Source organism: Kribbella pittospori (assembly GCF_004331465.1).
In the GTDB taxonomy this organism is placed as follows: domain Bacteria; phylum Actinomycetota; class Actinomycetes; order Propionibacteriales; family Kribbellaceae; genus Kribbella; species Kribbella pittospori.
Genome location: NZ_SJKB01000041.1, coordinates 1 through 21419, shown reverse-complemented (window position 1 = coordinate 21419; position 21419 = coordinate 1). Strand labels below are relative to the sequence as shown.

Annotated in this window: 25 protein-coding genes and 1 pseudogene; 16 read left to right on the top strand and 10 right to left on the bottom strand. The window is 66.4% G+C overall.

Features of this window, described 5'->3' with window-relative positions; genetic code table 11:
- The first annotated feature begins 462 nt into the window (after positions 1-462).
- The 4 genes from E0H73_RS45310 to E0H73_RS45295 all read left to right on the top strand — a co-directional run bounded on the left by E0H73_RS45310 (position 463) and on the right by E0H73_RS45295 (position 3604).
- On the top strand, positions 463-1206 hold the full coding sequence (locus E0H73_RS45310; RefSeq protein ID WP_131367481.1) for a transposase: 744 nt from the start codon (positions 463-465) through the stop codon (positions 1204-1206).
- A gap of 88 nt (positions 1207-1294) precedes the next feature.
- Entirely contained in the window at positions 1295-1912 is a 618-nt protein-coding gene (locus E0H73_RS45305) for a TetR/AcrR family transcriptional regulator (protein WP_131367480.1), read from the top strand.
- The gene (locus E0H73_RS45300; protein ID WP_131367478.1) at positions 1890-2720 is read left to right on the top strand and encodes a VC0807 family protein; all 831 of its coding nucleotides are present in this window, start codon (positions 1890-1892) and stop codon (positions 2718-2720) included. The genes E0H73_RS45305 and E0H73_RS45300 overlap by 23 nt, the downstream gene beginning before the upstream one ends.
- A 314-nt stretch (positions 2721-3034) precedes the next feature.
- Positions 3035-3604 (top strand): GNAT family N-acetyltransferase, encoded by a 570-nt coding sequence (locus E0H73_RS45295; RefSeq protein ID WP_131367477.1) that lies wholly within the window; start codon positions 3035-3037, stop codon positions 3602-3604.
- Between the two features lie 324 nt (positions 3605-3928).
- Here E0H73_RS45295 and E0H73_RS45290 read toward each other — a convergent pair whose 3' ends face one another.
- The 5 genes from E0H73_RS45290 to E0H73_RS46420 form a co-directional block, all read right to left on the bottom strand.
- Positions 3929-5011 carry a hypothetical protein gene (locus E0H73_RS45290; RefSeq protein WP_202867933.1) on the bottom strand — a complete coding sequence of 361 codons (1083 nt, stop codon included), beginning with the start codon at positions 5009-5011 and terminating at the stop codon, positions 3929-3931.
- A 98-nt stretch (positions 5012-5109) separates the two neighbouring features.
- A complete protein-coding gene (locus E0H73_RS45285; RefSeq protein WP_131367473.1) occupies positions 5110-5295 on the bottom strand; it encodes a YjzC family protein in 186 nt (61 codons plus the stop codon).
- Between the two features lie 467 nt (positions 5296-5762).
- Complete coding sequence (locus E0H73_RS46425; protein ID WP_165556176.1) at positions 5763-5939, bottom strand: hypothetical protein; 177 nt, start codon at positions 5937-5939, stop codon at positions 5763-5765.
- Between the two features lie 8 nt (positions 5940-5947).
- Positions 5948-6592 (bottom strand): hypothetical protein, encoded by a 645-nt coding sequence (locus tag E0H73_RS46935; RefSeq protein ID WP_202867932.1) that lies wholly within the window; start codon positions 6590-6592, stop codon positions 5948-5950.
- Between the two features lie 332 nt (positions 6593-6924).
- Positions 6925-7230: a hypothetical protein gene (locus tag E0H73_RS46420; RefSeq protein ID WP_165556175.1), complete on the bottom strand. Its 306-nt coding sequence runs from the start codon at positions 7228-7230 to the stop codon at positions 6925-6927.
- A 32-nt stretch (positions 7231-7262) separates the two neighbouring features.
- On the opposite strand from E0H73_RS46420, the gene E0H73_RS46415 reads away from it, so the two are divergent.
- Together E0H73_RS46415 and E0H73_RS45270 are read left to right on the top strand one after the other, a co-directional pair.
- Positions 7263-7697 (top strand): hypothetical protein, encoded by a 435-nt coding sequence (locus E0H73_RS46415; RefSeq protein WP_202867931.1) that lies wholly within the window; start codon positions 7263-7265, stop codon positions 7695-7697.
- The gene (locus tag E0H73_RS45270; protein ID WP_131367471.1) at positions 7694-8245 is read left to right on the top strand and encodes a hypothetical protein; all 552 of its coding nucleotides are present in this window, start codon (positions 7694-7696) and stop codon (positions 8243-8245) included. Before E0H73_RS46415 ends, E0H73_RS45270 begins: the two co-directional genes overlap by 4 nt.
- Before the next feature lie 47 nt (positions 8246-8292).
- Here E0H73_RS45270 and E0H73_RS45265 read toward each other — a convergent pair whose 3' ends face one another.
- Positions 8293-8862, bottom strand: coding sequence for a TetR family transcriptional regulator (locus E0H73_RS45265; RefSeq protein ID WP_131367469.1), 570 nt, complete (start codon positions 8860-8862; stop codon positions 8293-8295).
- 102 nt (positions 8863-8964) lie between these two features.
- Here E0H73_RS45265 and E0H73_RS45260 point away from each other — a divergent pair, with 102 nt between their 5' ends.
- Genes E0H73_RS45260 through E0H73_RS45250 form a run of 3 tightly spaced genes read left to right on the top strand, consistent with a single transcriptional unit; the run spans position 8965 to position 11424 of the window.
- Complete coding sequence (locus E0H73_RS45260) at positions 8965-10476, top strand: FAD-dependent monooxygenase (RefSeq protein WP_131367467.1); 1512 nt, start codon at positions 8965-8967, stop codon at positions 10474-10476.
- 1 nt (position 10477) lies between these two features.
- Positions 10478-10732, top strand: coding sequence for a hypothetical protein (locus tag E0H73_RS45255; protein ID WP_131367465.1), 255 nt, complete (start codon positions 10478-10480; stop codon positions 10730-10732).
- Complete coding sequence (locus tag E0H73_RS45250; protein WP_131367463.1) at positions 10729-11424, top strand: DUF998 domain-containing protein; 696 nt, start codon at positions 10729-10731, stop codon at positions 11422-11424. Before E0H73_RS45255 ends, E0H73_RS45250 begins: the two co-directional genes overlap by 4 nt.
- A 201-nt stretch (positions 11425-11625) precedes the next feature.
- Here E0H73_RS45250 and E0H73_RS48630 read toward each other — a convergent pair whose 3' ends face one another.
- Together E0H73_RS48630 and E0H73_RS48625 are read right to left on the bottom strand one after the other, a co-directional pair.
- A complete protein-coding gene (locus tag E0H73_RS48630; protein ID WP_131367486.1) occupies positions 11626-11733 on the bottom strand; it encodes a pentapeptide repeat-containing protein in 108 nt (35 codons plus the stop codon).
- A gap of 116 nt (positions 11734-11849) precedes the next feature.
- Positions 11850-11999, bottom strand: coding sequence for a hypothetical protein (locus E0H73_RS48625; protein ID WP_420323463.1), 150 nt, complete (start codon positions 11997-11999; stop codon positions 11850-11852).
- 118 nt (positions 12000-12117) lie between these two features.
- On the opposite strand from E0H73_RS48625, the gene E0H73_RS48620 reads away from it, so the two are divergent.
- Entirely contained in the window at positions 12118-13206 is a 1089-nt protein-coding gene (locus tag E0H73_RS48620) for a tetratricopeptide repeat protein (RefSeq protein WP_420323462.1), read from the top strand.
- A 51-nt stretch (positions 13207-13257) separates the two neighbouring features.
- Here the strand turns inward: E0H73_RS48620 and E0H73_RS45235 are convergent, their stop codons facing one another.
- Together E0H73_RS45235 and E0H73_RS45230 are read right to left on the bottom strand one after the other, a co-directional pair.
- A complete protein-coding gene (locus E0H73_RS45235) occupies positions 13258-14079 on the bottom strand; it encodes an ABC transporter permease subunit (RefSeq protein ID WP_131367461.1) in 822 nt (273 codons plus the stop codon).
- 33 nt (positions 14080-14112) lie between these two features.
- On the bottom strand, positions 14113-15009 hold the full coding sequence (locus E0H73_RS45230) for an ATP-binding cassette domain-containing protein (RefSeq protein ID WP_131367459.1): 897 nt from the start codon (positions 15007-15009) through the stop codon (positions 14113-14115).
- A 135-nt stretch (positions 15010-15144) separates the two neighbouring features.
- On the opposite strand from E0H73_RS45230, the gene E0H73_RS48215 reads away from it, so the two are divergent.
- From E0H73_RS48215 to E0H73_RS45200, 6 genes and pseudogenes are all read left to right on the top strand, one after another.
- Entirely contained in the window at positions 15145-15816 is a 672-nt protein-coding gene (locus tag E0H73_RS48215; RefSeq protein WP_202867929.1) for a TetR/AcrR family transcriptional regulator, read from the top strand.
- Positions 15817-16570: 754 nt separating this feature from the next.
- Positions 16571-16996: a hypothetical protein gene (locus tag E0H73_RS45220; RefSeq protein WP_131367457.1), complete on the top strand. Its 426-nt coding sequence runs from the start codon at positions 16571-16573 to the stop codon at positions 16994-16996.
- A gap of 484 nt (positions 16997-17480) precedes the next feature.
- A pseudogene (locus tag E0H73_RS45215) lies at positions 17481-18817 on the top strand (IS701 family transposase).
- Positions 18818-18870: 53 nt separating this feature from the next.
- A complete protein-coding gene (locus E0H73_RS45210; RefSeq protein ID WP_131367456.1) occupies positions 18871-19464 on the top strand; it encodes a dihydrofolate reductase family protein in 594 nt (197 codons plus the stop codon).
- A 60-nt stretch (positions 19465-19524) separates the two neighbouring features.
- Positions 19525-20541 (top strand): GntR family transcriptional regulator, encoded by a 1017-nt coding sequence (locus E0H73_RS45205; RefSeq protein ID WP_165556174.1) that lies wholly within the window; start codon positions 19525-19527, stop codon positions 20539-20541.
- A gap of 336 nt (positions 20542-20877) precedes the next feature.
- Entirely contained in the window at positions 20878-21324 is a 447-nt protein-coding gene (locus E0H73_RS45200) for a hypothetical protein (protein ID WP_131367452.1), read from the top strand.
- Positions 21325-21419 lie beyond the last annotated feature (95 nt).

Sequence of the window (21419 nt, the reverse complement as noted above, 5' to 3'; positions counted from 1 at the left end):
ATCAAGGGCCAGCGGCCGCGGACCGCAGCCTCAGTTTCCTAGCCCCCATGTCGCACATCAGGTGGCGCAGATCCGTCGCACATCAGGTGGCACTAGGCAACAGCGAGCAGACGCCAGGACAGACTGTCCTCCGTCGACTGATGCGCGACACTCGTCCGCCAGGCGATCTGCGACAGCCGAAGGCGCGGATCGCGGCTGCTTGTTCCATTGACCCAGGACCGGTGCCTGGCGAGGCTCGGTCCAGGCGCCCGGGCTGTCGCTTTCATCGCGGCTGCCCACGCTGATCGTGTGGCTCTCATTCGGCCTGTGTAGCCCGGGCGTCGCCAGGGCCACGACAGGCTCGAGAAGGGTTTGTCGCACTCGAAGCAGCGTTGCCCTCCCGGCTCGACAACCACACTGGATCGAGCATCGGAGGACCCGATGGGCTCAGCAGCATAGCGAACAGGTCGCGTGGTCGTCGGGATGGACCCGCACAAGCGCTCGGCGACGATCGAGGTGATGACCGCCGATGAGACCATCGTCGGCGGGGGCCGGTTCGGCACCGACCGGGACGGCTACGCCGCGATGCTGCGCCATGCCCGGCAGTCGCCGGACCGGGTCTGGGCGATCGAGGGTTGCGCCGGGATCGGCAAGCACATCGCCCTGCGGCTACTGGCTGGCGGTGAACAGGTCCTCTTCGCCGCCACCGGCACCACCCTGCTCGACCTGCCCGGCATCGGACCCACCGACGCAGCCCGGCTGCTGGTCGAGGCCGGCGACATCACCCGCTTCCCAGACAAGGCGCACTTCGCGTCCTGGAACGGCACCGCACCCATCGACGCCTCCTCCGGCGACCAGGTCCGCCACCGGCTCTCCCGCGCCGGGAACCGACAGATCAACCGCGTCCTGCACACCATCGCCCGAGTCCAGCTCCGCAACCCCAGCCCCGGCCGCGACTACTACGAACGCAAGAAGGCCAACGGCAAAGCACCCATGGAAGCCATGCGCTGCGTCAAACGCAGACTCTCCGACATCGTCTACCAGCAGATGCTCAACGACACCGTCCGCGCCACCACAACGCAGTCGAGGACAGGCCCGGGAGGGCAACAGGGAAACGACTCTGACTCCAGCGCGACCGGCTCACATCCCAACACCGGCTCTTCGGACAAGCCACTTCCCGGACCCGCCGAACAACAGCCTACGACCCCGCTCCCGACCGCCTCTTGACACAGAAGGGAGCCAGATGCGCGCACGCGATCCTTCTGGGTCTTATCTGACTGTGGTAAGTTTTATACGGCTAGATAAGGAAGGAACGATGAGGCACTCGATTACCACCGCGGCACGGCGTACGCAGATCGTGCGCGCGGCGATCGACACCATCGCAGAGCTGGGTTACGACAAGGCGTCCTACGCCCGGATCACCGAGCGCGCCGGGCTGAGCAGTCCCCGGCTGATCTCGTACCACTTCACGAACAAGGACGATCTGATCCGGCAGATCCTGGTGGACATCTACACCACCGCCGCGCAGATGCTGACGGAGCGGATCGAACGAGAAGACACCGCTGCCGGGCGGCTCCTCGCCTACCTAGAGGCCAACGTGGAGTTCCTGCGCGAGTACCCGCGTGAGGTGGTGGTCCTCACCGCGATCGGACCTCACCTGCGCGACGACACCGGCAAGCCGTACACGTCTGCGAGCGCTCAAGAACCCGACGTGCAGGCGCTGGAGGCGCTCCTGCGCGAAGGCCAGCGCGCCAGCGAATTCCGCGACTTCGACACCAGATCGATGTCGATCATGATCCGCGGCGCGATCACGGCCGCCGTGCAGCGGCTGCACCACGAACACGGCCTTGACCTCGACACCTACCAGCAGGAACTCGTCACCACCTTCGCGCTGGCCACCCGAGCGACGCATGACGCGCCGCCTGCTGAGTGACATGCGCCGCCTGTCCAATGGTTCGCGAACAGCGACAGAGAGGTTGATGGTGCCCAGGCCCGAGTCGCATCACGCGAAATCCGGACCGCAGGCCGGAACCCGACCACAGGCCACGGCGGAGACGAACGTGCGCCCAGCACCCGCCCGCCGGGCGACGCTGCTGGCCCTCCTGACGGGATTCGTCCTGCCGGTGGTCGTGTACTACCTGCTCCGCGCGGTCGGCGCCGACCCGGTGGTCGCCCTCCTCGCCGGTGGCACGCCCGCGCTCGCTCGCACCCTCTACAAGATCGTCTGGAATCGCACCATCGACAAGATCTCGCTATTCACCCTGTGTCTGCTCGCCACCGGCGCGCTCGCGTCACTAATCACCGGCAATCCTCGATGGCTTCTCGCCAAAGGCGGCGTGTACACCGGCGTCATCGGCGTCTGGCTGCTGTGGTCCCTGCGTGGCCGCTCGATCGCCTTCGAAGGCATTCTCACCTTCCAGCGCAGCGCCGCAGCCGTTAAGGCGTGGGAGGCGAACTGGCTGGACTCACCCGAGTTCCGCCACGTGATGCGCGCCGTCACCATCATCTGGGGCGTCGGCTTCCTACTGGAAGCAGGCATACGTGTCACGCTGGCTTACGCCCTCCCAGTCGACATCGTTCCCATGGTGACGACCATCCAGTTCATCGCGCTGCTCGGGCTCATGCTGTGGCTAGGACCGCACTACGGCCGCAGATACATGACCAGGCACGGCTTAGGCGTAGGCCCCGACGGCATCCGCCCGGTACGAACAGCGAACCCCGGCACGCCACCAACTGCCTGATTCCTCTGCCGCCAGAACGCCCCCACCAATCGCCAGTCGACCAAGAGCAACGGAATGAGTCACAGTGCTGGCATCCGCTCCTCGGCAGATCCGTGCTTCACCGACAGCGGCAAATCCCTGCGCCGCGTGTCCGCCACAGATCGAGCCGGGCCTCGGGCTCCTACGACGCACGCGTCCAAATATTGGCGGCCGGACAACGCGCTGAAACACAAGCCTCTTTCCGGACGCGAACCGTCCGGAAACGGTCCTAGCATGCTGAGATGGCCTGGAGCGACGGACAGACACGCTCTTGTTGCAGGAAAGGATCCGAACGGATGACCACGATGCGTGTGGTACCGGCGACTGCTGTGATGTGGCCACAGCTTGGACGGGTTTTCGGACCCCGCGAGAAGAACCCCACATCGTGCTGGTGTCAACGGTTTTGTCAGCACGACGAGCCCGATAACCGGTCCGCGCTGCAACGTGAGGTCCACGAAGCAGATCTTCCGGTCGGCCTGTTGGCCATCCTCGATGACGACGTGGTCGGCTGGACGCGGGTGGTGCCGCGCTCCACGTTGCCAGGGATCACCGGGAACCGGGCCCTTGCCCGAATCCTTGATGATGATCCTGACGCGTGGTGGGTGTCCTGTTTTCTGGTGCGCCGCGAACAACGTGGCAGCGGCATCGGTGTCGCGCTGCTAGAGGCCGCTGTGGACTGGGCCGCGCAGCACGGCGCCTCAGTACTCGACGGTCACCCCGTTGACGCCGACAGACTCGCCGGCACCCCGTCACCATCTGCCATCTTCACTGGAACTCTCGCCATGTTTCAGCGAGCCGGGTTCGCCGAGATCGGACGCACCTACCGAACCCGACCAGTCATGAGGCGCGAACTCATGCACCCCTAGCGGGTGGTAGCGCCGCGTCGGAGACGAACACCGTGCTTCTGCGGACAACGTCCTCAATTCGGCTGATCCGCGCGTTTGGCCGAGTTCACACCACTTCGCACCACAACCCGCACCACGGCAACGCCACCAGAACCTGCGGCAGGTCAGCACATCAGACGCGACCGTTGCGGTAACCAGCGCAGGACGAACCGGGTTGCGGGAACGACTTGCACCCGGTTGACCGGTCCGTTCGTCCTGACCGCGTCGCGCAGAGAACTGCGGCGAGGCGATGCGGAAGCCGGGCGTCGGTTAGACCCGCGCCCGGTCCGATGCGTACAGGAGATGCTAGGCGGCCTCGTCTTCGTCCGGGCGCTTCACCAGCTTCACGGCCGTCGGGTTGACGTCGACGGCTGCTACGAGACTCGGCAGCTCGTACTCCCCGCCGGCGAGTTCGACCGCTGCCTTGCCCGCCATGTGGGCGGAGTTGACAGAGTGGCCGTTGGCGATCGAGGCATACAGGCCGGTGGCGTAGGTGATCGCGTCGGTGTCGTCGATCTCGCCGTCCATCCCGATTGCCAGCGGAGCGAAGCGCGCAACCAGCCGTTCGGCGGCCGTCGTCGTTTCGCATGCATTCAGCACCACCAAAATGGGCGGGGTGTCGGTCGCGGCACAGGCCGAGGCGAAGGCGTCCACGGTGGCCACGACACCGACGTGGTGCTCGTCGACATCATCTTCGAAGCCGATGATTTGGTCTCCGCCGTGACCGCTGAAGTGAACGACGTGCGGGCGGAACCTGGCGATCCCGTCCAGCAGGTCGTCGGTGGTTGCGGCGGTGCGAATGTCCAGATCGATCTGCTCGCTGTGCACGGCCCGTTCGACGGCCCGACGGATCTTGGCCTGCTCCCGACCGATGCGCAGGTCGCCTTCGGGTGAAGCTCCGAGCATCAGGACCCTCAGCTTCTCGGGCTTCGGGGCAGCCAGTTTCCGCAGAGCGTGGTCCGCCTTCGCTTCCGTAGCGCTGAGCCGATCGTCGATCCGGTGCCGCTCGGCTGCGGCTTCGCGCGCCCGGCGCAGCTCGTCGGTCTTACGCTGCTGTTCGTCGCGCTTGCGCTTCCGCTCGGCCTGGTCAGCCTCGGCCTGCTCGGCTTTCGCGATCTTCACCTGAAGGTCTGCGGCCTCGCTGCCGTAGCGCGCCGTCTTCTTCTCGAGCTCGGAGGCCTCCTTGCCATACTTGTCGGCCGCGGTGAGGGCGCGCGTGGCGTCGTTCATCCGCGACTTGCGGGTGGTGGGACTGTTGGTCTTCTGGGCAGCTGTTTGCGCCTTGTTCGCGTCCTGCCGTTTCGCGGCTTCCTTCGCCCGCGACTCGGCCGCCTTCTTCTGGGCCTCCGTTGCCTGCTTGACCTTCTGCTGATACTGACGGCGGTACATCGAAATGCTCATGATTCAGGGTCCTGTCGTCGTTCTCGGGTTTAAGCGGCAGAGCACGCAGCAGCCGGGGACAGCAGACTGTCCCCAGCTGCTGTGCGCTACTTGCGCTTGTGCCGAGTGGCGTCGTTCAGGACGTACCGCTCGCCCTTCTGGGCCGGCGGAAGTGGGTTGCCTTCAGTGGACGAGACCTCGCGGCCACGATCCCCACCGCGGGGACCGACCACCTTGTACTGACCAGACTTCGGCGCCGGGGTACCCGGCGTGTACTTCGGCTTCTCAGCCATTGGCGTTCTCTCCTTCGTCATGCGTAGGCGAAGGCCAGAACCGATTACTCACCGAGACGACGCACGACATGTGTACGTTGCCCCGGAGGAGTAGGTATGGTCAGAAGCGCGTAGCCGTGGAAAGCACGCATCTGGCCCCGGTTCGGCCTCCGACCCCGTCGGAGTCTCCGACCGGGGCTTCTTGTTCATCTCATGATCTCACAGTCGGTGGCCGGAACCGGCCACCAGAAACTCGAAGGCGCCCGTGAACGGGCCCAGAATCGCCTCTAAGCGCCGAAGCGCTCAGTTATTTACCCCCCCTTTACACGGCGTGATCAGTCGCTTTATGGCAGCATTGCTCCTGAATGACACCACATGCGACATTTGCTACTTCAGTGTCACAGCACGCTCTTCGAGTGGTCCATCGCGTCCGGCAGGCAGCAGCCATCGGTTTGGTCATGGACGTGACGTCGCCCGCACCTCCAGCCCTACCTCAGCCAGATGGCGGCGATGAATTTGTACACGTTGCGGTACGCGAGCCGGGTCCGGGCTGATGTGAAGGCGTCGGTCACTGGCATCTCCACCGACGACGCACGGGTCGCCGCGGAGGTCGCCAAGGCCGATCTGGAGCCGCTCACCGGCCGGCCCTGGATCATCATCGGCATCGTCACCTTCACGTTTTGCGCTGATGACCTTCTCGATCATCCCGTGGGGCACGATCCTCCACAACACCGTGCAAACCATGCCGTACCCGATCGGCGACGGAGCTGGTGTGGCACTTCTGACCGCGATCCGAGGATCTGCACACGCCGTGCCCAGCTTGCGGATCACGGCGTTCCGCGCGGAGTTGACTGGGGGTTGTCCGGTCGCGAGTCTGGTCGACGAGGTGGGCGACCAGGAGCGGCAGGACGAAGCCGATCATGATTGCGGGCGGCAGTACGCAGAAGTCGTTGAGCAGCATCGCGACCAGTCCGCACAGCGCGAGCGCGAGCAGCCCGGGGCGGTTCAGCGGCGCGGCAGGAACCCACCAACCCAGCTCCCAGGAGAACGGCTCAACGACCTCCAATCCCGTCGGGCTGCCCAGTGGTCCGACGTTGGCGATGTCGGCGATGGTGGATTTGAGATGCTCCCGGTAGGACCGTCGCAGCGGCAGTTGCCAGACCGGCTCGTCGGTGGCGGCTGCGGCCGCCCGCACCTGGTCGACGAGGATTTGGTTGTTGCCGAACACGCCCGCGACCTCGTTGCCGAGTGCACGGCCGGGATGATCAGCATCGCCACCAGGAGCCACCAGCCCATCACCGGCAGGCCAAGCTTCCATAGTGAACGCGCTCAACGACGCCCTGCCGCTACTCGAGACCAGAAGCGGGCGCGCGGTCCGCGTGGCCGTGGAAGTAGTCATGGAAACCGGCCGCCGACCGGACGAGGTCTGCCAGCTCCCCGTGGACTGCCTGGAACGCGCTGGCGACGGCAAGTACGTGCTCGTCTACACCGACTACAAGGAGAACAGGCTGCACCGCCGGCTACCGATCCCGGACAGCACCGCCGCGCTGATCCGCGGCCAGCAGGCTGCGGTCCGCGCCGCATTCCCCGACCGATCCGCGCGACCTGGTACTCCTGCCGGTCGCCTCTACGAACCCGCACGGTGTCAAGTCACTGCGCTCGCCGGGGCTGACGCTGCTGCACCGCGGCTGGGTCGACCAGTTGCCGGTGTTCGAGCTGACCGACGGAGGGGTGTTCCCCCACGCGGTGGTCGTTGCCTACGGCTACCGGCACACCTACGCCCAGCGGCACGCCGACGCGGGCACACCAATCGAGGTGCTGCGCGAACTCATGGGCCATCGCAGCGTCCACTCGACCGAGGCCTACTACCGGATCACCGAGGCCCGCGCCCGCGCCGCGGTGACCCGAGTTGAGGATCACCAGTTCGACGGCTCCGGCAACCGGATCTGGCGCCAAGTCACCGCCCTGCTCGACGCGAACGCGCCCGCATGCGGGTCGGCCAGGTCGCCGTGCCCTACGGCACCTGCACCGAACCGTCCAACGTCCAAGCCGGCGGAGGCGCCTGCTCCTTCCGGTTCCGCTGCCTGGGCTGCGGTCACTTCCGCACCGACGTGTCCTATCTGCCCGAACTTCGTTCGCACCTGGACCGGCTGCTGGCCGACCGCGAACGCGTCATCGCCGCCACCGAGCTCGAACCCTGGGCCCGGACCGAAGCCGCTCCCAGCGCCACCGAAATCGAGAAGGTTCGAACCCTGATCAGACGCCTCGACGACCACGTCGACGACCTCACCCAACAAGAACGGGACCAGATCACCGAAGCCATCGACGTCCTTCGCGCGACCCGGCGCAACGTGGTTCACCTCGGCATGCCGATCACGCCGTCGGGAAACGACCCTCGCGGTGTCCGGGCAGCCGGCCGATGACCACCCGCCCCGATGATCCTGCGCCGAGCCAAGAGCTACCTCTTGCGCAGGCCCGTCGGCGCGACACCGCGCGTCGACGCCTGCAGGTCCACAACGCGATCGCCGAACAAGTCGCTGCGGGCGCACCGATCACCGTGTCATCGATCGCTCGCACCGCACGAGTCCATCGCAGCTTCATTCACCGTCACAACGATCTGCCCGCCGCCGTCATGGCAGCCGCCGCCGTCCCAGCAGAGCCAGCAGCCAACAACGGCGCTATCAGCGTCGCGACCCTCCGCGCCGACCTGCTCAACACCCGCGCGCACAACACCCGGCTACAGCAACACATCCAGGCCCTGGAAACCCGACTGTCCGAGCAGCTAGGCGAAGCCGTCTTCCGTGACACTGGTCTGGGCGCGCCCGACGACATCCGCAATCTCCAGCAGACACTCACCGACCGCGAGCAGCAACTCCTCGAACTCCGCCGTGAGCTTGAAGAACGCGGTGACGAGCTCGCTGCAGCTCGAGCGGCCAACCGCGAACTGATGACCCAGCTCAACAGCCCCTGAGACCGACGGTCATAGGAACTCCGCTACCGCCGCCACCATGCTCCCGCTCAAGGGGATCGCAGCAACTGCGTGATGAGGGCGTTGGCGAGCCAGTTCTCGTAGGAGTCGGTGGTCCATCGGTGTTCGATGACTAGGGTGCGGTAGACCTCGGGGAGTACGAGGGTGAGGTAGATGGCTACGCCGTCGTCGACGCTGACGCCGGGGGCGAGGTGGGATGCGATCGCGTCGATGTGGCGGCGGAAGGCTCGTTCGCGGTTGGCGGCGATGGTCTGCAGGTCGTGGGCGATGTCGGGGTCGGTGCGGGCTGCTTCCTGGTAGACGTCGATGACGTCGTACATCTGCTCGAACTGCCGACGCTGGATATTCGCGGCTCTCCGCAGGCCGTCGCGCGGGTCCGGCTGCGCGAGGGCCTCTTCGTGGGCCCTGTCGATATCGAGGGTGCCCGCGACCTCCCAGGCGATGGACCGCAGGATGGCAGCCTTGTTGCCGAACGCGGAGTAGATCGTCTGTGCCGGGATATCGGCGGCTTCCGCGATCGCGGCGATCGTCGTTGCCACATAGCCCTGGTCGGCAAACAGGGCACGCGCCGCCGCGGCGACCTCCGTCTTCGTCGCCATCGCTTGACGCTGCCGGTGGCTCGGCCTTTCCTTCTTGACAACCACGGCAGGAGAGTATCACTCTCTCAATCATAGTAGAACTATGACGAAGAGAGTTGAGTTATGGCTTCCGAAACGGTCGAGGTACCCGTGCTGATCGTGGGCGGTGGCCCGGCCGGGCTGACCGCGTCGCTGCTGCTGTCCCGGCACGGTGTCGAGTCGGTGTTGATCGACAAGCGCATGACCGGCTCGCCACTACCGCGGGCCCGGGGCGTGCACTCCCGGGCGATGGAGATCCTGCGGGTGTGCGGCGTCGAACCCGACCTGCGCGCCGTCGAGCTGCCGATCACCCCAGGGGCAGAGTGGCGCACTGACCTGACAGGCACGCCGCTGCGAGAGGACGTGCCGTCGGCCGGCAAGTCAGTGGTGAGTCCGTGTGAAGGACTGTCGGTCTCCCAGGATGTGTTCGAGTCGGTGTTGCGCGAACACGCCAGTAGCTACTCGGCAGGGCAGCTGCGGACAGGCGCACTGCTGGAGTCGTTCCAAACCGACGACGGCGGCGTGCAGGCCACGGTGACCGAGCAGACATCCGGCCGTACGACGCAGGTCCGGGCGCGATGGATGATCGCGGCCGACGGCGCCCGCAGCGGCATTCGTCGGCAGCTCGATATCGCCATGAACGGCCCTGACGACCTCGGCCGGCAGACGATGATCGCCTTCCGGGCTGAACTGGCGGGTCTGACCGGTGCGCAGCCGCGAGGGATCTACTTCCTCACCGCCACCGGCGCCGCCTTGATCTGGACCCATGCCGACGACCGTTGGGTGATCAGCCAGCCCGGCCCGGTGACCGGCGAAGACCCCGCGACCGCCGTACGTCGTGTCCTCGGCCTTCCCGACCTGGCCCTGGACGTGCTGGCCACCAACCCGTGGACAGCCGCCGCGCAGTCAGCTGCGCAGTACGTGCATGGTCCGGTGTTCCTGGCCGGCGACGCAGCCCATCGCTTCCCGCCCGCCGGGGCCACCGGCGTGAGTGCTGCAATGCACGACGTGCACAACCTCGCCTGGAAGATCGCCGCCGCCATCCACGGCCACGGCGGAGACAAGCTGCTGGACAGCTACGCCGCCGAACGAGAACCGGTCGGTCGGCGCAACGCCGACGAGACCGGCACCGCATGGTCACGGCTCTTCAACGGGGACGGGGCGCCTTTCAGCGGGCGCAGCCTCGCGCAGCTCGACATGGGCTACCAATACCGATCGTCGATCATCGCCGCCGACGGCAGCCCCGACGCCGACCCACCCGGCGCCGACTACCAGCAGACCGCGACCCCCGGCTGCCGAGCCCCACACCTGTGGCTTGCCGACGGGACCTCCACCATCGACCTGTTCGACCACCAGTTCGTGCTGTTGACCGCCGAACCCGGCACGACGTGGCGCGACGCCGCCGCCCACTGCCCCGCCGTACCCGTCAACAGCCAGGTCCTGACCGAACCCGGATGGCCCGACCTGTACGGCGTCGCACCCGACGGCGCCGTACTCGTCCGCCCCGACGGACACGTCGCCTGGCGCAGCCGCACCAGATCCAACAATCCCGTGGCGGACCTCCAGACCGCCCTGACCACCAGCACCGGAGGCTGACATGTTCGCCCTACTACCACTCGTCGGCGGCCTGATCCTCGGCCTGCTCGCCCGACGCCGCACCGCCATCGCCCTGCAGACCGTGTTCTTCGCCGTCGCCGCGGTCGTCATGACCTTGAGCGCCCCCAACCACGGAGGCGCCTACACCGACGCATTCTGGCTTGTGCCGATCCTGGCGCTGGTCTCCGCGGCCACTCTCGGCGCCGGGCTCTGGCTCGCCCGCCGCCGGTCACCACGCGCGCCGACCCGCACATGAACCGGCCGACACCGCACCGCGCCCTCGGCCTGCTCGCCGCAGGGCGTGCGGTGACATTCACCCTCGCCTGGATTCTCGCGCCGGCAGCTCAACCCGGGTACCAGCCGCTCCGCGACGACCTGAGCGCAATGGAGGCGCTCACCGCTACCCAGCCGTGGATCATGATCAGCGGCGACCTGTCCCTCGCCGCCGGGATCGCCGCCCTCGCGCTCGCCGTCGGCACAACGCTACGCGGTCTCGACACGACCGTCGCCGGCACCCTGCTGTTCACAGCGGCGGCCGGGATCACCGTCCAAGCGCTCGCCCGTGAAGACTGCAACACCGCCCTGGCCGAATGCATCGCCCGAGAACACGCCGGACAGGTCAGCTGGCATCATCACGTCCACAGCCCCGCCGCCGCACTGTCCTTCCTCGCCGTCCTCGCGGCTCCGCTGGTACTCGCTCGCCCGCTCCGCGAACAGCTACACCGGCCGGTTCTGGCGGTCTACTCCATCGCTACGGCGTCCGGCGGAACACTTGCTCTCATTGCCACGATGGTCGTGCCACAGGCCTACAACGGCCTGACCCAAAGGATCTTCGCCAGCATCCCTGTCGCCTGGATCCTCGTTCTCGCAGTCCAACTCAACCCCGGACAACTCAACCCGGACCCCAGACCTGTTATGTCGCAGGACATCGGTGACAGGTCTGCGTGAGGGCATCGTGACACATCTGGGGTGCTTGGTCGTGACACTTCTGGCTTCTGATCGCGCGCTAGGAGAATTCGCAAGCATCGCGAAAGCGGGCGATGCCTGTGGTCTGGACCGAGCAGACGAATCCGATCTCGGCGCCCGGCGTGACGGTCACCATGGAGATGTCGGCACCTCGCACTGACGTGCCCGTGATGTACGCCCCGGTCAGATCGGCCCACCCAGGTTCGCCCGATCCAGGCGAGTGAATGCCAGATTGGAATTGTTCAGCTTGGCGTTGACCAGCTGGGTGTCATTCAGGTTGGCGAAGCTCAGATCGGCATCACGTTAACCCGTCCTGAGAAGGTCGAAGCCGTGGAGGTCGGCCCGGCTGAGCAGCATCGATGGCCAGGTCTTCGTCGTGCCGTCCGCGTTCTCGCGCGAGCGAGGAGTCAGCTGATCGTCGAGGACTCGGAAGGCGGCCACCAGGCGCCCGGCAACTGTCGAAGAGTTTCGCCCTTCGGCGGTGCCTGCGCAGCCTGGAACAGGATGAAGCCGCTGAGAATTTCCACGATCGCCTGCTGGTCGCGCGGCGCCGTCACGCATCAGGTTTGCGAAGGCGCACACGGCACCGATCCGGACGGCGATCGCGTCCGAGCCGAGTTGCTCGACCGACCGTGAGAACCGTTCCGACGTCTGCGCCGCTTCGGCCTGGCAAGATTGCGCGGTCGACTGCCTTGCTGTCCGGCCACTCTCGGCACCCGAGCAAACCTCGCGTACTGGCGCGGGCACGCGGGCGACCCGGTCGCCGCTGTGGCCGCCTTCGAGCAAGTCCTCGCTGACCAGATCCAAGTCCTCGGCCCCGATCACCCGGACACGCTGAGAATCCGGCACAACCTTGCCCACTCGCGCGGGCAGGCCGGCGACCCAGCCGGTGCCATCACAGCGCTCGCCCCCGTCCTCGACGCATACCTGCGCCTACTCGGGCCGGAACACCCCGACACCCTGCACACCCGCGACAACCTGGCACACCTGCGCGGATCCGCAGGCGATCCAGCCGTCGCAGCCGACGCGTACCGGCAACTACTCACCGATCGGCTGCGCATCCTCGGCCCCGAGCACCGCAACACCCTCACGACACGGCAGAACCTCGCATACTGGCTATCACACGCTGGCGACCTGGCGGGCGCGATAGCGGCCTACGAGGAGGTGCTTGCCGACCAGGTGCGCATACTGGGCCCTGACCATCCCTACAGCCTGCGCACTCGCTTCGACCTTGCCAGCCGGCTCGGCCTCGCCCACGGCGCGGCCGCGGCCCTTGACGTCCTGGGCCCTCTACTTGCCGACACTCGGCGAGCACTGGGCCCAAACCATCCCGAAGCCCTTGACACTCGTCATCAGATCGCCCGTTGGCAGGCCAAGGTCGGCGACCCGGCCGCCGTGCACGCGCTCGGCCAACTACTCGCGACCAGGTCCGCATCCTTGGCCCTAACCATCCACAAACAACTCGCACACGAGCGAACCTCGACGACCCGCAATCTCCGTCATAGGGATCACACGACCAAGTCGTCCCTCCCGCGCACCAGCCGCCCCACGCATTTGGCCCGAATGGAGATCCGGCGGCCCGCAAGCTGTGATGTGACGAGCTCGGTGAAGACACCTTGGCTCGTACCCCCGACGCACCCGGCACCGCGCCCTCACCAAGACACTGACTCGAGCGCCCGAGCCAGACCGGAATCCACGAGCCCGAGCCAGACCGCAGCCACCTCCGATGTGGTCGGTATCACCGCTGCCGCCACGACATTGTGACCGCCTTGGAGATCGGGTTGATCTCCAAGGCGGTCGGGTGAGTGGCGCGGGTCAGTTCGTGTCTCGGCGGTAGAGCAGGATGGTCCCGATGATCAGTGCTGCCGCGGCGTAGGTGCCGAAGACGAAGGCGTCTTCAGTTCTGGTGAGGGCGGTGACCGCCGATTGGGCGAAGGCTCCGTCGGCGTCGATGCCGAGCAGGTTGTTACCGGCGACGAACGGAAGGAAGCGTGAGACCTGCTCGGACAGGAACAGGGTGAGCAGGTTCTCGACGACCAATCCCCAAACGAGCAGGGCAGAGATGGCGCCTGAGCTGTGGCGGACGATCATGCCGACGCCGAGGCCGAGCATTGCGGACAGCGCCGTGAACAGCAGGGCCCACAACGCCGTCGCGGCCATGGCGGATGTGTCGCCCATGGCTAGGCCGCCGAGCAGCGCGCCGCCGAAGCCGGTTGCCATGCCTGCTGCTCCGAGCACAGCGCCGAAGACCGCGGCCATCAACGTCTTGGCCGCCACGATCACCCACCGGGCGGGCTGTGCGGTCAAGGCAGTGGCCAAGGTGCCGTGCTGCGCCTCCGAACTGAACAGCAGGATCCCGGCGACCGCAGCGAACACGCCGGTCAGCACGGTCGAGAAGATGAAGACCTGCGAGACGGTCTGTACTTCGTCGCTCACCAAGGTCGCGACAGCCCAGGCAACGAAGCCGCCGGCTGCCACGGTTAGGCCGAGGACTGCCTTGTTGGACCGAACCGAGGAGAGCTTGATCCACTCACTCCTGAGGACATTCGGCATGGATCTGATGTCGTCGCGGGTGGAGCGATCGGCCGTACGATACGACGTGGTCGCCGCCGCGGTGGTGTTGATCGTGGTGGTCATTGTCTCTGTCCTCTGGTGAGTTTGTGGAGAGAATCAGGCGGAGGCGAACTCGGCCGACACCCTGGTGAGGTCGAGCAGGCTGTCCTCGAGGGACGTGGTGGATTCGGTCAGCTCGACCACCCGGATGCGGTGGTCGAAGGCGATCTGAGACACCGTTGTCGTTGTGGTCCCGCGGACGACCACGCGTTGCCCGGTCGCCTCGGCGTGGAGGTGCTGACCGGCCAGGAGTTCGACGAGGTCCGTCGGTTGCGGCGTCCGGACGATCACCACTGTCTCGCCGCGGGCGGTGATGGTCTCGACGGAATCGGCGGCCAGCAGCCGCCCGCCGCCGACCACGACGAGGTCCTGGGCGAACATGCTGAGCTCGCCGATCAGATGGCTGGAGACGAAGACCGTGCCGCCCCTGGTCGCGAAGTCTGTGAGATAGGTCCGCAGCCAGCGGATACCGTCGGGGTCCAGGCCGTTGGACGGTTCGTCGAGCAGCAGGATCCGGGGATCACCGAGCAGCGCGCCGGCCAGCGCCAAGCGCTGACGCATGCCGAGTGAGAACCCGCCCGCCCGCTGGTCCGCCGCCGTCTCCAGCCCGACTTCGGCCAGGACTTCCTCGACCCGACCGGCCGGCAGTCCACTGGTCGCGGCCATCGCCCGGAGATGGTTCCGGGCCGTGCGGCCGGGGTGCATGCAGCGGGCGTCGAGCACCGATCCAACGATCCGGGCCGGGTACTTCAGGTCGGTGTAGGAGGTGCCGTCGTAGCGGACCTCGCCACTGTCCGGCCGGGTCAATCCGACCATCATCCGCATCGTGGTCGACTTCCCCGCGCCGTTGGGGCCGACGAACCCGGTGACGCGGCCGGCCACCACATAGAAGGTCATGTCCTGGACGGCAAGACGCTTGCCGTACTGCTTGGTGAGTCCTGAAACGGTGATCATGCGCTGCGCTCCCAGCTTGTCGTGAGAGCCTCCCCCAGCAAGGCATCCTTACACTGTAAGGATGATTGGTACCGTACCCTTACGGTGTAAGGATGTCAACGGAGGAGTTGGCCGCGTGGACAGGAGACCGACGACATGGGCAAGAAAGCGGGAGAGCCGGCCACAGCCCGGGGCCGGATCAGCCGGCAACGAGCGTTGTCGGCCGCCATCGCCTTGGCCGACAAGGATGGAATCGGATCGGTCTCGATGCGCAGGATCGCCCAGGAGCTCGGCATCGAGGCGATGTCGCTCTACCACCACGTGGCCAACAAGGAGGACGTCCTCGACGGGATGGTCGACCAGGTCTTCGCCGAGATCGAACTGCCGGCCGACGGCACCGAGTGGAAGACCGCGATGCGTCAGCGGGCGGAGTCGGCCCGGGAGGCGATGATCCGGCACCCGTGGGCCATCAGCCTCCTGGGCTCACGGAGCGCGCCCGGCCCGGCGACCGTACGGCACCACAACGCCGTCCTCGGGTCCTGCCGCGCCGCCGGTTTCTCGATCCACATGGCAGCCCACGCGTTCTCGCTGATCGACAGCTACGTCTACGGGTTCGTGCTGCAGGAGGTGAACCTGCCGTTCGACGAGTCCGCGGATCTGGACGAGGTCGTCGATTCGATGATGCTGCCGTTCTCGGCCGAGGACTACCCGCACCTCCTCGAACTCACCACGGAGATCATCCTGCAACCGGGCTACAGCTACGGCGACGAATTCGCCTACGGCCTTGACCGGGTCCTGGACAGCCTGGAGGCAGCCGCACGCGGCTGATCACTGCACCCGCCGCAATGTGCCGCGTCTGCTAGGGCACGGTGATGACAAGCTGTCCCCGCGCGTGCCCCGTCGGTCGGGTACTCGATCGCCTCAGCGGCCTTGCTCAAGTAGTAGCGCCGGTCGACGGCCGCGACGACCTGCCCGGATTCCAGCAGCGACAGGCCTCCACCGTGTCCCGCGACCGCCGCTGATCACTCAAATGAGCCAGCAACTCCTCAACCGCACCCGGTCCCCAACCATCACCAAGCACCGTCCAGGACAGCTCACCGCCATCCGGGCAAGCCACTCGCTGGAGCCGCACCAGCGCCCCAGGCGCGTCGTAGACACGTGAACCTAGGACTTGTCCAACACGACAAGCACGGACGCCCATCGGCCGGTCGGCGACGTGTTGAACACGTAACCTGCGACCTCAGATAACACCGTCCAAGACGACGCCGGCGGACAGCTGCCGCACGGCGGCGGTGACGATGTCGGGGAAGCGGTCGCTGATGTCGTTGCGGTTGCGGGTCCACACCGCGCTCCGTTCAGCTGGCCCGACCAGCACTGCCAGTGGTTAGTCGGAGAGTGCCTCAGTGGCCGGTGCGACGCGAGAGCGACTGGCGGCTGAACCGTTGCGGGTGCAGGGCCGTCACGAGGCCGATCTTCACGTGTCCGTCTTCGTAAGGAGTCGCATCGTCGGCTGTGGCGGCCCTAGGCTGGTAGGTGTGGTGTCAGGACGAAGGTACTCAACGCCTGTCGGCCAACGCGCTACGTGCTGTCCTCCGGTGTCAGGGTCGTAGCCGATGTAAGTGATGTCTTCGATGTCAACGGTGAACAGATCGAATTGGCCGACGACCGGCTGCCATCCGAGTTGAGCGGCGACAGCACGGGCGTATCGCTCCTGTGTGTCAGAATCCGATTCCGGCACGACCGTTCCCCGTACCTTGACTTCGGGAGCCGGCTCGGGACCTGTGACGATGCTGTGCAGCAGGATTCGGTGATCGCGACGCAGGTCATGGGCCTTGGTCGACGTCGTCATCATCGACAGTCAGACTTGGCCGTCCATGATCAGCGGTTCGGCTCCGCTGATGCGAGCCGTGCCGTCCTTTCGCGTGGTGCCGACCAGAAGCGCCCCAGGCTCAACCAACTTTTCCCGGACGACCGCGCCGAGAGCTGGCTGGCTGTCCATCATCTGTGACCATCTCATACGGCTGGTCTACCAGCCGACGCCGACAGTCTTTGCCGACGCCGGCGGCTGCTGAGACCGGCTCACGGAGTTCTTCGACTACTTCCAAGTTCGGTGAAGAAGTTGACTGAACTCTTCATCGGCACCGATTGGCGCTGCGGGCGTGGCTGGAGAGGGTACGACGGCGGCGCTTGTCGAGCTGGGCCGAGTGGTGGAGTTCGAGCAAGGGCTGCGTTCGCGCGTGTCTTTCCCGACAGCGAGCGCACGTGCCGCTGTCGGTGCGCTACGACCCGCATGAGCGGATCCACGACGAGCCGCTCCCGCACCTGTTCGCCCGCCGTATCGGTCGCCGTTAGGAAGTCATCTCTTACGCGTCGTACGGCGGCTGTTGAACGAACTCGCCGCGGACGCCGGCCTAATACTCCAGCCGTAGTTCGTGATCTGGCGGCGTGGCGGTCCCGGGCGCAGGGCGGCCACCGCTCGATGATCTCGGGTTGTGTGGACTCAAGAAGATCATGCGGTGGCCGCGTGCCACAGCGTAAACCCTGACCGATGGCAGCGCGGATTTGACGACCTGGTGGGGCGGATCGCTGGCCGGTTCGCACGGGTAGAGCCGCGCCGGCGTGCGCGGTCGTTGCTGCTCGGATTGCTAGCCGGGCTGCCACGAACCAACTGCTGGACGCTCGCCGAGTATGCCGGTGAGGAGAGTCCGGACGGGATGCAGCACCTGCTGGGCCGGGCGTGTTGGGACGCCGACGCGGTGCGCGATGATCTGCGCGGTTACGTGTTGGAGCATCTCGCCGATCCGGGCGCGGTGCTGGTGGTCGACGAGACCGGCGACGTCAAGAAGGGCGTCCACACGGTCGGGGTGCAGCGCCAATACTCCGGCACCGCGGGCAGGTCGAGAACGCCCAGGTCGGGGTCTACGTGCTGTATGCCAGTCGGTGTGGGCATGCGTTCATCGACCGGGCGTTGTACCTGCCGAAGTCGTGGACCAGCCACCGCGGCCGCTGTGACGCCGCCGGGGTGCCGGGCGAGGTGGAGTTCGCCACCAAGCCCGCGCTCGCGCGGGAGATGGTTGCCCGGGCGCTGGATGCCGGCACCCCGGCGGGGTGGGTAGCCGGCGACGAGGTCTACGGCAATGACCCGCGGTTGCGCGATGAGCTGCACGAGCGCCGGATGGGTTACGTCCTCGCGGTCGCATGTGATCATCGGGTGGCGACCGGAACCGGTGTTGACCGGGCAGACGCCCTTGCCGTGCGGGTGCCCAGCCGCGCGTGGGCAGGTCATAGCGCAGGCGCCGGCGCGAAGGGTGAGCGTCTCTACGACTGGGCACTCGTCGACAGCTCCGAGACCGAGCCCGATACGCCCGGATGTCATCGGCTGCTGATCCGACGGTCGATCCGCACCGGCGAACTCGCCTTCTACCGCTGCTATTCACCCCAAGCCGTGCCTTTGGCCACCCTGGTCGCTGTCGCCGGTCGACGATGGACAGTCGAGGAATCGTTCCAAGCCGGCAAAGAACTCGCTGGCCTCGACGAACACCAGCTGCGTCGCTGGACCTCCTGGCATCGCTGGACCATCCTGGCCATGCTCGCGCACGCGTTCCTTGCGGTCATGACCGCGGCAGCCCGAGCTGCAAACCCTTCACCACAAGGGCTGATCCCGCTCACCGCGAATGAGATCCGGCACCTGTTCACACGACTCGTCGGTCACACCCGACACGGCGTCAAACAGCTCCTACGCTGGTCACGCTGGCGACGCCGTCACCAAGCCAGAGCTCGTGACTACCACCACCGCCGCCATGCGAGTTGGGTTGCTCGTCGGCAGTAGGTGACTCGGGGTGCTGGCATACTGGGCGGCCGGACCATCTGCGGAGGGGTTCTGTGGGTACGGTTGTGACACAGACGTTCCTGTCCCTCGACGGCGTCATGCAGTCGCCGGGCGCGAACGAGGACGATCGCGAGGGCGGTTTTGAACACGGTGGCTGGCTAGCCCGCTTCTTCGACGACGAGCTCTGGCGGGCGGTCGGCGAAGCCCACGACCGCGCCGACGCGTTGCTGCTGGGACGCAAGACCTACGAACCTATGGCCGCGTACTGGCCGACCGTCTCGGCCGAGGACAACCCGCTCGCCGGAACGATGAACAGGCTGCCCAAGTACGTGGCGTCACGCACGCTGACCGATCTGCGGTGGAGCAACACCAGGCTGCTCGGGGACGACGTCGCCGCCGAGGTCGCGGCGCTCAAGCGCGTGCACGAGCGGGAGATCCAAGTGCTCGGCAGCGGGAACCTGGTCCAGACGTTGCTGCGGGGCGGCCTCGTCGACCGATTCCGGACCTGGATTTTCCCGGTGCTGCTTGGCTCGGGAAAGCGCCTCTTCGCCGCTGGCACCCGGCCAACGGATCTCGAGCTGGTCGACGCCGTCCGGCTGGAAAGCGGGGTAGCGATCCACACCTACCAGCGATCTGACGCGCTGTGAGCGGTCGTGCTATGCGCGACCAGATCACGAACTACGGCTGGAGTACTAGACCGTGCGGTCGTGTGGAACTGGATCTCCGTGAATCCTGCCGAGCACGCGGACAAGCCAGGCCTTCCTCCTCCCAATCCACAGCCGCCGACTGTCGACGAGGTCGGCCGGCTGCTTACCGCGGCATGGGAGGACGACGAGGACTGGGGCTCGTTCCTGTCGACGAAGACTACGACAGGAATCCGTCGCGGAGAGATGTGCGCGCTGCGCTGGAGCGACCGGGAGCGCAGGCAAGCTGCAACGTCCGTCCTGCGGGTCGAGCGGTCGATCTTCGTTAATGACGAGGGTGACCTGGAGGAGAAGGACACCAAGACCCACCAACAACGGCGAGTCATCCTCGATCCGGAACCTGACGAGATCCTTGACGAACAGGAACAGAGAGCGAGAGACCGCGCCGCAGCCGCAGGTATCGCCTTCAATCAGGACGGATTTATCTACTCCCCCGTTCCCGATGGGAGCTTGCCGCACCACCCAGACACAGTCACCAAGCGGTACGCGCGGCTCGCGAAACGTCTCGGGATCCAGAGCACGCTGAAGAATCATCGCCACTACAACGCAACCGAGCTCATCAACGCGGGTTACAACGTCCGCACTGCCGCTGGCCGCCTGGGGCACTCCGGCGGAGGGACAACGACGTTGCGCGTGTACACCGCTTGGTGGTCAGAAGCTGACCAGCGCGCCGCTGGTTCCACGCCCACTCGAGTACCGCCAAGGCCTACGACGAAGCCAACGGCGCCGCCTCAGTTGCCAAGCTCCTTGGATGAGGACCTGCAGCCCTACGAGCAGATCGCCGCCGATCTGCGGGGGGCGATTGACTCGGGAATTCTGGCGCCCGGTGATCCGCTTCCGACCGAGAAGGCCCTAGCTGGCAGGTACCGCGTCGCGGCCAGCACTGCGCATCGAGCCGTGGCCGTGCTGGTCTCGGCAGGACTCGTCACCTCAGGACGTGGGCAACGTACCGTTGTAGCTGCGTGGGACGACCGGGAAGTTGCCTCCGTCACCGAACTGAGGCTCTCAAACTCGTCCTAGCTTGCTGAGGTGTAGGCGGCTGGTGGCACCGGTGCACCACCGGTTGACAGCCAACGATCATCCGCCCTCTCGTCATGCGAGTTATCCACAGGCGCGCCACCGCTGGCCGCTGAATGATTCACTGTCAAGCAACTGAAGAAGGAAAGTCTCCCTGAGTTCGGTCGCGGACCGCTCGCACGCAATGCGGTCGTCGCGCTGGCTCGAGTCGACGACGAGTGTCGGCTCGCAGAAGACACGCTGATACCCGCGCGGCCGGATCGAGCCGCTCTGGCGCTACCTGGCCGTATCTCGTGATCCACTGTTCGCATGGAATCTGCAGTACCCGCGGTCGTTGCAGTGCTCGGCACGCTGCTCGGCTCCGCACTCACCTACATCTTCCAACGGCGAACAGTCGGTCATGTGTCGGCTCTTGCGGCAGCCGAGCGTCACCGGCAGGAAGGTTTAGAGGCGTATGTGGCCTTCACCGGTGCGGCAGTGCGATATCGAACAGCTGCCCTGGATCGATGGCATCGGTATCGCGAGGATCCGGACGGTGAGGAGCATCGGTTGGCACACGCCGACTTCCATCGGCTTCGCACAGCGCTCATCGACGCACAACTGCGAATGGATCTCGTGACCGGCGACGTGGAACTACGGAAACTGGCCGACGTTGTGGTGGACGCTACGGGCCAGATACACGACGCGGCGACAGATGACGACCGTGCCGCCAGGACCGAAGCTGCGAGCGCTGCCCTGGATGAGTTCGTCACTCGTGCCGCGACTAGGTTACGAGAGCAGGGCTAGCCCCGGTCTTTCAGTAAGCCGTTGGTCCGTGGCACGGACGGGCCGAAGGTTGCGGGTGGTCGGTGGGCGTGAGGGATCGGCCGGCTTGCCGGCTG